At 66.2% G+C, this 12,128-nt stretch carries 12 protein-coding genes; 11 read left to right on the top strand and 1 reads right to left on the bottom strand.

Annotated features, from left to right (window positions below; genetic code table 11):
• Positions 1–14 precede the first annotated feature (14 nt).
• The gene (locus C457_RS07635) at positions 15–302 is read right to left on the bottom strand and encodes a DUF5779 family protein (RefSeq protein ID WP_008093389.1); all 288 of its coding nucleotides are present in this window, start codon (positions 300–302) and stop codon (positions 15–17) included.
• Between the two features lie 339 nt (positions 303–641).
• On the opposite strand from C457_RS07635, the gene C457_RS07630 reads away from it, so the two are divergent.
• The 11 genes from C457_RS07630 (at position 642) to ptfC (ending at position 12,119) form a co-directional block, all read left to right on the top strand.
• Positions 642–1,904 carry a LeuA family protein gene (locus tag C457_RS07630; RefSeq protein WP_008093387.1) on the top strand — a complete coding sequence of 421 codons (1,263 nt, stop codon included), beginning with the start codon at positions 642–644 and terminating at the stop codon, positions 1,902–1,904.
• A 364-nt stretch (positions 1,905–2,268) separates the two neighbouring features.
• Positions 2,269–4,032 (top strand): biosynthetic-type acetolactate synthase large subunit, encoded by a 1,764-nt coding sequence (gene ilvB / locus C457_RS07625; protein WP_008093385.1) that lies wholly within the window; start codon positions 2,269–2,271, stop codon positions 4,030–4,032.
• A complete protein-coding gene (gene ilvN / locus C457_RS07620; RefSeq protein WP_008093383.1) occupies positions 4,029–4,685 on the top strand; it encodes an acetolactate synthase small subunit in 657 nt (218 codons plus the stop codon). Before ilvB ends, ilvN begins: the two co-directional genes overlap by 4 nt.
• A complete protein-coding gene (gene ilvC, locus C457_RS07615; protein WP_008093381.1) occupies positions 4,682–5,728 on the top strand; it encodes a ketol-acid reductoisomerase in 1,047 nt (348 codons plus the stop codon). The genes ilvN and ilvC overlap by 4 nt, the downstream gene beginning before the upstream one ends.
• Before the next feature lie 11 nt (positions 5,729–5,739).
• On the top strand, positions 5,740–6,015 hold the full coding sequence (locus C457_RS07610; protein ID WP_008093378.1) for a hypothetical protein: 276 nt from the start codon (positions 5,740–5,742) through the stop codon (positions 6,013–6,015).
• Positions 6,008–7,429 carry a 3-isopropylmalate dehydratase large subunit gene (gene leuC / locus C457_RS07605; RefSeq protein WP_008093377.1) on the top strand — a complete coding sequence of 474 codons (1,422 nt, stop codon included), beginning with the start codon at positions 6,008–6,010 and terminating at the stop codon, positions 7,427–7,429. Before C457_RS07610 ends, leuC begins: the two co-directional genes overlap by 8 nt.
• Positions 7,426–8,034, top strand: a complete 609-nt coding sequence (gene leuD, locus C457_RS07600) for a 3-isopropylmalate dehydratase small subunit (protein ID WP_008093374.1) — start codon at positions 7,426–7,428, stop codon at positions 8,032–8,034. Before leuC ends, leuD begins: the two co-directional genes overlap by 4 nt.
• On the top strand, positions 8,027–9,001 hold the full coding sequence (leuB, locus tag C457_RS07595) for a 3-isopropylmalate dehydrogenase (protein ID WP_008093373.1): 975 nt from the start codon (positions 8,027–8,029) through the stop codon (positions 8,999–9,001). The genes leuD and leuB overlap by 8 nt, the downstream gene beginning before the upstream one ends.
• A gap of 203 nt (positions 9,002–9,204) precedes the next feature.
• The gene (glpR, locus tag C457_RS07590; protein WP_008093371.1) at positions 9,205–9,972 is read left to right on the top strand and encodes an HTH-type transcriptional regulator GlpR; all 768 of its coding nucleotides are present in this window, start codon (positions 9,205–9,207) and stop codon (positions 9,970–9,972) included.
• On the top strand, positions 9,969–10,886 hold the full coding sequence (gene pfkB / locus C457_RS07585) for a 1-phosphofructokinase (RefSeq protein WP_008093369.1): 918 nt from the start codon (positions 9,969–9,971) through the stop codon (positions 10,884–10,886). Before glpR ends, pfkB begins: the two co-directional genes overlap by 4 nt.
• Positions 10,887–10,991: 105 nt before the next feature.
• Entirely contained in the window at positions 10,992–12,119 is a 1,128-nt protein-coding gene (gene ptfC / locus C457_RS07580) for a fructose PTS transporter subunit IIC (protein WP_004977002.1), read from the top strand.
• Positions 12,120–12,128: the final 9 nt, after the last annotated feature.

The raw sequence follows: 12,128 nt of genomic DNA, 5'->3' as shown, positions 1-12,128 counted from the left end.
AGCGGGCCGCCCGGTCAGAGGTCGTCCGTGTTGATGTCCACGCCCGGCGGGGAGACGACGAGGAACTTCCGGAAGTGCATCAGCTGGCCGCCCATATCCTTGATGTCGCGTGCGAAGCCCGACGCGAGCTTGTTGAGGTCGCCCTCGATGGCGAGAAAGAGGACGTTTCCGCGGGCGACGGACTGGACCCACTCCTCGGACGGGGTCGACCCGTCGAGGACGCCGAGGACCACGTCACCCTCGGCGTCGTCCTCGTCGAGGTGTTCTTCGGCCGTCTGCAAGTTGAGATTGAAATCGCCCATACCCGCTCGGTTGTCGAGCGACGAGAAAAGGGTTCGGTCGAGCAGTGAACGGCCTCGACGGCACAAACACGCACATTGGTATCACGTTTCACACGACAGTCGCAGTTTGCTCCACGTTTGTCCAGTCGAGAGTGCGCGCACCGGGTGCTAAATTTTGTTTCTAAACTCTATTTAGTTATATTATTACTCAGAAGCTATCGAACGACGAGCAGACATATCAAGTCAACATATGTCATGATATCATATAAGGACGTTTAGGTACAGCGATTAGCCCCGAGAGTGGTTGTCACGCAACACCCGCTGAACGTTCGTGATACTGTCGGGGAGAAACGTTTAAATATGAGTTCGGGCACGTCACTGACACGATGTCTCACAACGACACGGAGGATTCGTCGGGTTCCCCGGCGGGTCGAGTTCTTCCAGGGCACATTAGCCCAACAATCTGAAATCGAAGACGTACGAATCTTCGACACGACACTCCGCGACGGCGAACAGTCACCGCGAACCTCGTTCAGTTACGAGGAAAAGCGCGACATCGCCGAAACCCTCGACGACATGGGTACCCACGTCATCGAGGCCGGGTTCCCGGTGAACTCGGAAGCGGAGTTCGAAGCAGTCGCAGATATCGCTGCTTCGACGGACGCGACGACGTGCGGGTTGGCCCGCGTCGTCGACAAGGATATCGAAGCCGCGCTGGATTCCGGCGTGGACATGGTGCACACGTTCGTGAGCACCAGCGACGTCCAGTTGGCCGACTCGATGCACGCTTCCCGCGAGGAAGCCGTCGAGCGGGCCGTCCGCAGTGTCGAACACGTCCGCGACGCGGGCGTTGAAGTAATGTTCTCACCGATGGACGCCACCCGAACGGACGAGGACTTCCTCATCGAAGTCGTCGAGGCCGTCTCCGAGGCGGGCGTCGATTGGATCAACCTGCCGGACACCTGCGGCGTGGCGACGCCGACTCGCTTCGCCCGCATGGTGGCGACGGTCAGAGAGCACACCGACGCGAGAATCGACGTGCACGCGCACGACGACTTCGGACTGGCGTCGGCGAACGCGATGGCCGGCTTCGAAGCCGGCGCCGCACAAGCGCAGGTGTCGGTCAACGGCATCGGCGAGCGCGCCGGTAACGCCGCCTACGAGGAGGTCGTCATGGCCGCCGAATCCCTCTACGGCGTCGACACCGGCATCGACACGACGAAGATAACCGAGCTGGCTCGCGTCGTCGAGGCGGCGTCCGACATCCCGGTCCCGGCGAACAAGCCGGTCGTCGGCCGCAACGCCTTCTCCCACGAGAGCGGTATTCACGCCGCCGGCGTCATCGAGAACGCCGACACCTTCGAACCGGGCGTCATGACCCCGGAGATGGTCGGCGCGACCCGCGAGTTCGTACTCGGCAAGCACACGGGGACGCACTCGGTACGCAAGCGCCTCGCAGATATCGGGTTCGAACCCTCGGACGCCGAGGTCCGGGAGGTCACCCGCCGCGTCAAAGACCACGGCGCGGAGAAAGAACGCGTCGACGACGCGACGCTCGAGGTGTTCGCCCGCGACGTGGGTATCACCCACGAGGACGACACGGAGGAGGAGGTCCGCGCCTGATGGCGCCGGGCTGTGGCCCTACGGGGCGACCGCCCTGCTCGCGTCCGACCTCCCGCGCGGCGTGCAATCGTTGCCCGCCGCGAAAGCATTATTACGGCCGGGACGGACGTGTGGCATACGATGACCTCGCACGACGAACACGCGGTTCGCGCGACCTCGGAAGCCGGGGCCAGCGCCGCCGCCGTCGGTGCGATTCGGTCGCTCATTATTGTAGGGGCATAGCCCCCTACCACACCATCTCTCCGTCCCGCGTATTCGCACCGTTTTCAGACACGTCCGCAGTCCCCACAATGGCGCACCAGCACCACACGCAGTCACCAGACAGTCCGTATCGACGACCGACCACACACCACGGAGCCCACACATGAGCGAACGAACCGCAGCCACGACCGACCCCGACGCGACCGACGGGGCAGACGATTCGACCGAGACGCCGACCGAGATTACCTCGGGTTCGACGTCAGTCGTCCGCGCCCTCGAAAACGCCGGCGTCGAGACCGCCTTCGGCGTGCAGGGCGGGGCGATAATGCCCATCTACGACGCGTTGTACCACTCTGACATCCGTCACGTGACGATGGCCCACGAGCAGGGCGCGGCGCACGCGGCCGACGCGTACGGCGTCGTTCGCGGCGACCCCGGCGTCTGCCTCGCCACGTCCGGTCCGGGCGCGACGAACCTCGTGACCGGCATCGCCGACGCGAACATGGACTCCGACGCGGTGCTCGCGCTCACGGGACAGGTCCCGTCCGACATGGTCGGCTCCGACGCGTTCCAGGAGACCGACACCACGGGCGTCACCGCGCCCATCACGAAGCACAACTACTTCGCCTCGTCGCCCGACACCGTCGGCGACACCGTCGGCGAAGCGTTCGCGCTCGCCGCGGAGGGACGACCCGGCCCGACGCTCGTCGACCTCCCGAAGGACGTCTCGCTCAACGAGACCGACCGCGAGCCCGGTCCGGCGCAGGCACCCGAAACGTGTCGCGCCCGCACCGACCCGGCCGACTCGCAGGTCGAGGCCGCCGCGCGCGCAATCGAGCGCGCGGAGAAGCCCCTCCTGCTGTTCGGTGGCGGCGTCGTCAAGGCCGACGCGACCGAGGTCGCCCGGCAGTTCGCGACCGAACACCGGATTCCGGTCGTCACCACGATGCCCGGAATCGGCGCGATGCCGGAAGACCACGAACTCTGCCTGTCGTGGGCGGGGATGCACGGCACCGGCTACGCCAACATGGCCATCACGCACACCGACTGCCTCATCGCGGTCGGCACGCGGTTCGACGACCGCCTGACCGGCGGTATCGACACGTTCGCGCCCGAGGCCGAAATCGTCCACATCGACATCGACCCGGCGGAAATCTCGAAGAACGTCCACGCGGACTACCCGGTCGTCGGCGACGCCGGTCGCGCCATCGAGCGCGTCGACGCCGAACTGGGCGAGAGTCCCGACGCGCGCGAGTGGGTCGAACAGTGTCTCACCTGGAAGGAGGAGTACCCGATGGACTACGCGGCCCCGGACAACGAGCCGCTGAAGCCGCAGTTCGTCGTCGAGGCGCTCGACGAGGCCACGCCCGACGAGACCATCGTCACGAGCGGCGTCGGTCAACACCAGATGTGGGCCGCCCAGTACTGGACGTTCACCGAGCCGCGGCGGTGGGTTTCGTCCCACGGTCTCGGCACGATGGGCTACGGCTTGCCCGCCGCAATCGGCGCGCGGGTCGCGGCCGACGACGACGAGACGGTCGTCTGCGTCGACGGCGACGCCTCGTTCCTGATGACGATTCAGGAGCTGTCGGTCGCCGTCCGCGAGAATCTCGACATCACCGTCGCCATCCTGAACAACGAGTACATCGGGATGGTTCGCCAGTGGCAGGACGCCTTCTTCGAGGGCCGACGCATGGCCGCCGGCTACGACTGGTGTCCCCAGTTCGACAAGCTCGCCGAGGCGTTCGGCGCGCGCGGCTGGACCGTCGACTCCTACGAGGAGGTCCCCGGCGCCATCGAGGAAGCGCTCGCGTACGACGGCCCCTCGGTCATCGACTTCCACGTCGACCCGGCGGAGAACGTCTACCCGATGGTCTCCTCGGGCGGCGCGAACGGCAAATTTGCACTCTCGGAGGACCAGTTATGAGCGACAATCGGACAGGACTGCAAGGCCCCGCGCCCGACGAGCGGCCACACCCCGACGGCCGACGCAACGCGCAGGGCATCCGCATCGACCCCGAAGCGGAATCGGAACACGAACCGCGGCGAACGGTCTTTTCGGCCATCGTCGAGGACGAACCCGGCGTGCTCTCGCGCGTCGCCGGCCTCGCCGCCCGCCGCCAGTTCAACATCGAGAGCCTCACCGTGGGCCCGACGACCGTCGAGGGCCACTCCCGTATCACGATGGTCGTCGAGGAGCCCGAACCGGGCATCGACCAGATCGAAAAACAGCTTGCGAAGCTCAAGCCCGTCATCTCCGTCGGCGAGCTGGACGACGACGCCGTCCGCGCGGAACTCGTCCTCCTGAAAGTCCGCGGCGAGGACCCTGACAAGGTCCACGCCATCACGGAGATGTACGACGGCCGCACCCTCGACGCCGGCCCCGAGACCATCACGGTCCAACTCTCCGGCGACGAGCGCAAGATAGACGACGCCGTGGACGCGTTCCGGCGGTTCGGCATCATCGAAATCGCTCGGACCGGACAGACCGCGCTCGCCCACGGCTCGAAGAAGACCGTCCCCGGAGAGGAACCCGGAACCTCCGGCGAACCCACCAAACCAAACACGAACACGCAATGACAGAACTCACCACGGAAGTTTACTACGACGACGACGCCGACCGCTCCCAGATCGACGACAAGACCGTAGCCGTCATCGGCTACGGCAGTCAGGGCCACGCCCACGCGCAGAACCTCGCCGACAGCGGGGTCGACGTGGTCGTCGGCCTCCGCGCGAACTCCTCGTCCCGCGACGCCGCGGAAGCCGACGGCCTCCGCGTCAAAGAGCCGGCCGAGGCGGCCGCCGAGGGCGACATCGTCTCCGTGCTCGTCCCCGACACCGTCCAGCCGGCGGTGTTCGAGGAGATTCGAGACTCCCTTGAGGCCGGCGACACGCTCCAGTTCGCCCACGGCTTCAACATCCACTACAACCAGATTCGGCCCCCGGAGAACGTCGACGTGACGATGGTCGCACCGAAGTCGCCGGGCCACCTCGTCCGCCGCAACTACGAGGCGAACGAGGGGACGCCGGGTCTCATCGCCGTCTACCAGGACGTGACGGGCGACGCCAAGGAGGAGGCGCTGGCCTACGCGCACGGCCTCGGCTGCACCCGTGCGGGCGTCATCGAGACGACGTTCCAAGAAGAGACCGAGACCGACCTGTTCGGCGAGCAGGCCGTCCTCTGCGGCGGCGTCACCTCGCTGGTCAAGCAGGGCTACGAGACGCTCGTCGACGCGGGCTACTCCCCCGAGATGGCGTACTTCGAGTGCCTGAACGAACTGAAGCTCATCGTCGACCTGATGTACGAAGGCGGACTCGGCGAGATGTGGGACTCCGTCTCTGACACCGCCGAGTTCGGCGGGCTGACCCGCGGCGACCGCGTCGTCGACGAGCACGCCCGCGAGAACATGGAAGAGATTCTGGAGGAGGTCCAAGACGGCACCTTCGCCCGCGAGTGGATTCTGGAGAACCAGGCGGGCCGGCCGTCGTACTCCCAGCTCAAGGACGCAGAAGAGAACCACCACATCGAACAGGTCGGCGCGCCGCTGCGCGACCTGTTCGCGTGGGCCGACGACGAAGAAGAAGCGGACGCGGAGAAAGCCGAAGCACCGGCGGACGACTGAACACGACACCAATGACACGCGACGACACGACCGACCGAATGCGAGACATCAGCCACACGAACCCCTATACGGGCGAGACGTTCACCACGGTCTACGAGCGCGGCCCGGCCGTCACCGACGGCGGTCGGAGCGACGCGACGCCCGCGACGACGGACACGGACGCGACCGAGACCGAGACCGAGACGATGGGCGACGTGGATCACACGCCCCGCAACGGCGAGGGCGCGAACCATGTCTGGGAACGCGGCCGCGACGACCGCGTCGTACCGGGTGACGGACATGAGTGAGGGAACGCTGTACGACAAGGTCTGGGAGGAACACACGGTCTCGGAGCTTCCGACCGGCCAGACCCAGCTGTTCTGCGGCCTGCACCTCATCCACGAGGTGACGAGCCCGCAGGCGTTCGGCATGCTGCAGGAACGCGACCTCGAAGTCGCCTACCCGAACCGGACGCACGCGACGGTCGACCACATCGTACCCACGTCGGACCAGTCGCGGCCGTTCCGCGACGACGCCGCAGAGGAGATGATGGCTGAACTCGAACAGAACGTCCGCGACGCGGGCATCAATTTCTCGGACCCGACCTCGGGCGAACAGGGTATCGTCCACGTCATCGGGCCCGAGAAGGGACTCACCCAACCCGGCATGACTATCGTCTGCGGCGACAGCCACACCTCGACCCACGGGGCGTTCGGCGCGCTCGCGTTCGGTATCGGTACGAGCCAGATTCGCGACGTGCTGGCGACTCAGACGGTCGCGATGGAGAAAAAGAAGGTCCGGAAGATAGAGGTCACGGGCGAACTCGGCCCCGGCGTCGAGGCCAAGGACGTCATCCTCGAAATCATCCGTCGCCTCGGGACCGAAGGCGGCGTCGGCTACGTCTACGAGTACGCCGGCGAGGCCATCGAGAACCTCGACATGGAGGGTCGGATGAGCATCTGTAACATGTCCATCGAGGGCGGTGCTCGCGCGGGCTACGTCAACCCCGACGAGACCACCTACGACTGGCTGAAAGAGACCGAGTACTTCCAGGAGAACCCCGAGCGGTTCGACGAACTCAAGCCGTACTGGGAGTCCATCCGCTCCGACGAGGACGCCGAGTACGACGACGTCGTCACCATCGACGGCTCCGAACTCGAACCCGTCGTCACGTGGGGGACCACGCCCGGACAGGGCGTCGGCATCACCCAGCCCATTCCGGCCCCCGAGGACCTGCCCGAGGAGAAGCAGGACACCGCCCGGATGGCGCAGGAACACATGGGCGTCACGCCCGGCGAGACCATGGAGGGCTACGAAATCGACGTGGCGTTCCTCGGCTCGTGTACGAACGCCCGAATGCCCGACCTCCGCCGCGCGGCGGGAGTCGTCGAGGGACGACAGGTCGCCGACGACGTCCGCGCGATGGTCGTCCCCGGCAGTCAGCGCGTCAAGGCCGCCGCGGAGGCGGAGGGCCTCGACGAGATATTCACGGAAGCCGGCTTCGAGTGGCGCGAGGCGGGCTGTTCGATGTGTCTCGGCATGAACGAGGACCAGCTGGAGGGCGACGAGGCCTCGGCGTCCTCGTCGAACCGTAACTTCATCGGTCGGCAGGGGTCGAAAGACGGTCGCACCGTCCTGATGAACCCGCGGATGGTCGCCGCCGCGGCCGTCACCGGGCACGTGACTGACGTGCGCGAACTGAAGGAGGTGAGCGTCGCATGACCGACGAGATTCCCGAAATCGACTCGGCGTCCGGCTCCGGCGTTCCCATCCGCGGCAACGACATCGACACGGACCAGATAATCCCGGCGCGGTTCATGAAGGTCGTCACGTTCGACGGCCTCGGCGAGTTCGCGTTCTTCGACCAGCGTTACGACGAGAACGACGAACCCAAAGAGCACCCGATGAACGAGCCGCAGTTCCAGGACGCCGCCATCATGGTCGTCAACGCCAACTTCGGCTGTGGCTCCTCTCGGGAGCACGCCCCGCAGGCGCTCATGCGCTGGGGCATCGACGCCATCATCGGCGAGTCGTTCGCCGAGATTTTCGCGGGCAACTGCCTCGCGCTCGGCATCCCGACGGTCACCGCGGACCACGAGACGGTCACCGAACTGCAGGACTGGGTCGACGAGCACCCGGACGCAGACATCGACGTGGACGTGGAAAACGAGACGGTCACCTACGGCGAGACGACCGTGGACGTGACCGTCGACGACGCACAGCGAAAGGCGCTCACCGAGGGCGTCTGGGACACGACGGCGCTCATGAAGTCGAACGCCGACGCGGTCGCCGAGAAAGCCGCTTCCCTGCCCTACGTCGATGACTGAGGAAATCGTCGTCATCCCCGGCGACGGCATCGGCGCGGAGGTCATCCCGGCGGCGGTTGACGTGCTGAAGGCCGTCGGCGACTTCGAGTTCGTCGAGGCCGACGCGGGCGACCACGTGAAAGAAGCCACGGGGGAGGCGCTCCCGCAGGAGACCTACGACCTCGCCGCAGAGGCCGACGCGACGCTGTTCGGCGCGGCCGGCGAGACCGCGGCGGACGTCATCCTGCCGCTTCGGACCGCGGTGGACTCGTTCGTCAACGTCCGCCCGGCGAAGGCCTACCCCGGCGTCGACGCGCTCCGCCCGGAGACGGACCTCGTCTTCCTCCGGGAGAATACCGAGGGCGTCTACGCCGGTCACGAGGACTGCCTCTCCGAGGACCTCTCGACGCTCACGCGCGTGGTCACCACCTCGGCGTCCGAGCGACTCGCCGAGTACGCCTGCGACTACGTCGGCGGCGAGGGCGGCAGTTTCCAGGTCGCCCACAAGGCGAACGTGATGCGCGAGACGGACGGTCGCTTCCGCGACGCCGTCGTCTCCGTCGCCGACGACCGCGGCGTCGAGACCGAGGAAGTCCTGATGGACGCCTTCGCGACGCGCGTCTGTCTCGACCCCACGCAGTTCGACACCATCGTCTGTCCGAACCTCGCGGGCGACGTGCTGTCCGACCTCGCCGCCGGCCTCGTCGGCGGCCTCGGACTGCTCCCCTCGGCGAACATCGGCCCGGACGCCGCGCTGTTCGAACCGGTCCACGGCTCCGCGCCCGACATCGCCGGCGAGGGCATCGCCAACCCGGCCGCGACGATTCTGTCCGCGGCGATGCTGCTCGACTACCTCGACTACGAGGAAGAAGCCGACCGCGTCCGGTCGGCCGTCGAAGGCGTCCTCGCCGACGGGCCGCGCACGCCCGACCTCGGCGGCGACGCCTCCACGGAGGACGTGACCGCCGCGATTCTCGACCGACTCTGAGCGTCGGCGGCCCACCGAATCGACGGTTCGACGTTCGTTTCGAGCGTTCTCGTTTTCGTTTTTGATCGTTTTCTCACCGTCGAGCACCCCGTGTTCGTTCTTGTGTGAGATTCGGCTGTTTCGAGCATATACGGTCGGAATCCAACATAAACAATTAACACTACTCCCCGACCTACCTTCCACCTAACGAGGAATCGCTACCGATGTTACCAGCAGAGCGCAAACGCCGCATCGTCGAACTCGTCTCCGACTCGGACGGCCGGTCGGTCGAGTCGCTGTCCGACCACCTCGGCTATTCGAAGGCGACGATACGCCGTGACCTGCGCGAACTCGAAGACCGTGGGCTCATCGAGCGGTCGCACGGCGGAGCCGTCCCCGTGACCTCCGTCGGGCGCGAGCAGACCTACGGGCAGAAGGAAGTACAGAATCTCGAAGGGAAACGCGCGATTGCGGACCGCGCGGTCGAAGAACTGGCCGAGGGACAGGTCGTGTTCTTCGACGCGGGGACGACCACGATGGAGGTGGCCCGGAAGGTCCCCAAGGACGGGACGATACTCGGCGTCACCAACTCGCCGCGGCTCGCCATCGAACTGAACGAGGAGGACAACGAGGTCAAACTCACCGGCGGGACGCTCCGGCGGCGGACGAAGGCGCTCGTGGGGCCGACCGCGGAGTCGTTCATGGAGCGGACGAACTTCGACCTGCTGTTCCTCGGTACGAACGGGCTGGACGTGGACTCCGGCCTCACGACCCCGAACGAGGACGAGGCGCGGATGAAGGAGCTGATGGTCGAGAAGGCCGCGAAGGTCGTTCTCGTCGCGGACCTCTCGAAGCTCGGCCGACGGAGCTTCGTCCAGTTCGCATCGCTCGAAGATATCGACCTGATTATCACCGACGGAACGCTCGACGCCGACTCGCGCGAGGAGATAGAGAACGCGGGCGTCACCGTCGTCGACGGAGTTGCACGATGATTCTCACAGTCACCCCGAACCCAGCAGTAGACCACACGATTCACTTCGACGAACCGCTTCAGCCCGGCGTCGTCCACCGGACCGACGACGCGGTGTTCACCGCGGGCGGCAAGGGTATCAACGTCGCCAAGTACGTCTCGGCGCTCGACGCCGACGCGACCGCCTCGGGCTTTCTCGGCGGCCACTTCGGGAAGTTCGTCCGCGACCGACTTGACGCCGACGGCATCGCCTCGGACTTCGTCACCGTCGACGCGGACACGCGCCTGAACACGACCGTGCTCGCGGAAGACGGCGAGTACAAACTCAATCACAACGGCCCGCAGATTCGTGCAGCCGACGTGGACGAACTCGTCGAAACCGCGCAGGCGAACGAGCCCGACACGCTCCTCGTCGGCGGCAGTCTCCCGCCGGGGATGTCCCTCGACGACGTCGATAGACTCGCCCGCGCGGGCGACTGGCAGATTGCGGTGGACATGGGCGGCGAGTACCTCGCCGAACTGGACGCCGACTACTACGTCTGCAAACCCAATCGTTCCGAACTCGCGGCGGCGACGGGCCGAACGGTCGAGACCGAAGCCGACGCCATCGCGGCCGCCGAGGAACTTCACGCGCGCGGGTTCGAGTACGTGTTGGCCTCGCTCGGCGCGGACGGCGCGCTCCTCGTCACCGACAGCGAAGTCCTCTCCGCGCCCGCGCTCGACGTGGATGTCGTCGACACGGTCGGCGCGGGCGACGCCGTCATGTCCGGGTTCCTCGCCGCGCGCGAACACGGCCTTTCGGACGCCGACGCCCTCCGAATGGGCGTTCTGACCGCGTCCCGCGTCGTCGGGGTCGCGGGCACCCGCGTCCCGAACCTCGAAGACGTGCTGACGAACGAAACGCACGTCGAGGTGACGACCGTCCGGAGCCGATGATTCTCAGATGAACGTTTGTTAACGACTGAAACGCTCAGTAACGTTCATATTCGAAAGGGTTTTTGAGCACATTTGCGTATGTTCTTTCGTAGGGGTGGCAACACTATGGCAAACGACGCAGAAGACGCGGTTCGGTCCTACCTCACTTCGGTGAAGGAGGACCTCATGACTGGGGTATCGTTCATGATTCCGTTCGTGACTATCGGCGGAATCTTCCTGGCGCTGGGCTACGCCGTAGCCTCGCTTTCGAACAACGTACAAGACGTATTCAACAGCACGGGGACCGCCGGCTGGTTCCTCGCGCAGATCGGCGTCGCTGGGCTGACGCTTATGGTTCCGGTGCTCGGCGCGTACATCGCGTACGCTATCGCCGACCGTCCGGGCCTCGCACCGGGCTTCATCCTGTCGTACATCATCCAGCAGGGTAACGTCCTGCAGGCGGCCGGTGACGTCATCGGTCTCCAGGGCGGCTCCGCCGGCGCGGGCTACCTCGGCGCTATCGTCGCCGGGTTCCTCGCCGGCATCGTCGCGCGCTGGTTCAAGCAGCGCGACGTACCCGAGTTCATCGCACCGATGATGCCCGTGCTCCTCATCCCGGTCGCGACGACCGCGGTGCTCACGCCCATCATGCTGTTCGTGCTGGGCGTCCCGATTTCCATCGCGAACGCGGGACTCACGAACTTCCTGAGCAACATGCAGGGCGGCGGACAGGCGATTCTCCTCGGGGGCATCCTCGGGGCGATGATGGCGGCCGACATGGGCGGCCCTATCAACAAGGTCGCCTACGTGTTCTCCGTCGGCCTCATCTCCGAGGGCGTCACCGCACCGATGGCCGCGGTCATGATCGCGGGTATGGTCCCGCCGATCGGCCTCGCGCTGTCGAACTTCATCGCGCCGCAGAAGTACGCGGCCGAGATGTACGAGAACGCCAAGAGCGGCGTGCTCCTCGGCTTCTCCTTTATCACTGAGGGCGCGATTCCGTACGCAGCGGCCGACCCGGCCCGCGTCATCCCGAGCGTCGTCGCCGGCAGCGCCGTCGCCGGCGCGGCCTCGATGGCGCTCGGCGTGAACATGCCGGCTCCGCACGGCGGCATCTTCGTGGTTCCGCTGTCGAACCAGCCGTTCATGTTCATCGCGTGCATCCTGCTGGGCTCCATCGTCACCGCGGTCATCGCGACGGCCATCAAGCCGAACTTCGACGCCAAGGTGGCCGCCCAGAGCTCCGACGACTGACCACACCGA

Source organism: Haloferax prahovense DSM 18310 (genome assembly GCF_000336815.1).
GTDB lineage: Archaea > Halobacteriota > Halobacteria > Halobacteriales > Haloferacaceae > Haloferax > Haloferax prahovense.
Note: the sequence above shows the minus strand (reverse complement) of the source record. Positions and strands in the feature narration are given on the sequence as shown.

Bases quoted from the DNA above. Each gene is read 5' to 3' on its own strand.
- C457_RS07635 (WP_008093389.1), bottom strand. From the start codon at position 302: ATGGGCGATTTCAATCTCAACTTGCAGACGGCCGAAGAACACCTCGAC.
- C457_RS07630 (WP_008093387.1), top strand. From the start codon at position 642: ATGAGTTCGGGCACGTCACTGACACGATGTCTCACAACGACACGGAGG.
- ilvB (WP_008093385.1), top strand. From the start codon at position 2,269: ATGAGCGAACGAACCGCAGCCACGACCGACCCCGACGCGACCGACGGG.
- ilvN (WP_008093383.1), top strand. From the start codon at position 4,029: ATGAGCGACAATCGGACAGGACTGCAAGGCCCCGCGCCCGACGAGCGG.
- ilvC (WP_008093381.1), top strand. From the start codon at position 4,682: ATGACAGAACTCACCACGGAAGTTTACTACGACGACGACGCCGACCGC.
- C457_RS07610 (WP_008093378.1), top strand. From the start codon at position 5,740: ATGACACGCGACGACACGACCGACCGAATGCGAGACATCAGCCACACG.
- leuC (WP_008093377.1), top strand. From the start codon at position 6,008: ATGAGTGAGGGAACGCTGTACGACAAGGTCTGGGAGGAACACACGGTC.
- leuD (WP_008093374.1), top strand. From the start codon at position 7,426: ATGACCGACGAGATTCCCGAAATCGACTCGGCGTCCGGCTCCGGCGTT.
- leuB (WP_008093373.1), top strand. From the start codon at position 8,027: ATGACTGAGGAAATCGTCGTCATCCCCGGCGACGGCATCGGCGCGGAG.
- glpR (WP_008093371.1), top strand. From the start codon at position 9,205: ATGTTACCAGCAGAGCGCAAACGCCGCATCGTCGAACTCGTCTCCGAC.
- pfkB (WP_008093369.1), top strand. From the start codon at position 9,969: ATGATTCTCACAGTCACCCCGAACCCAGCAGTAGACCACACGATTCAC.
- ptfC (WP_004977002.1), top strand. From the start codon at position 10,992: ATGGCAAACGACGCAGAAGACGCGGTTCGGTCCTACCTCACTTCGGTG.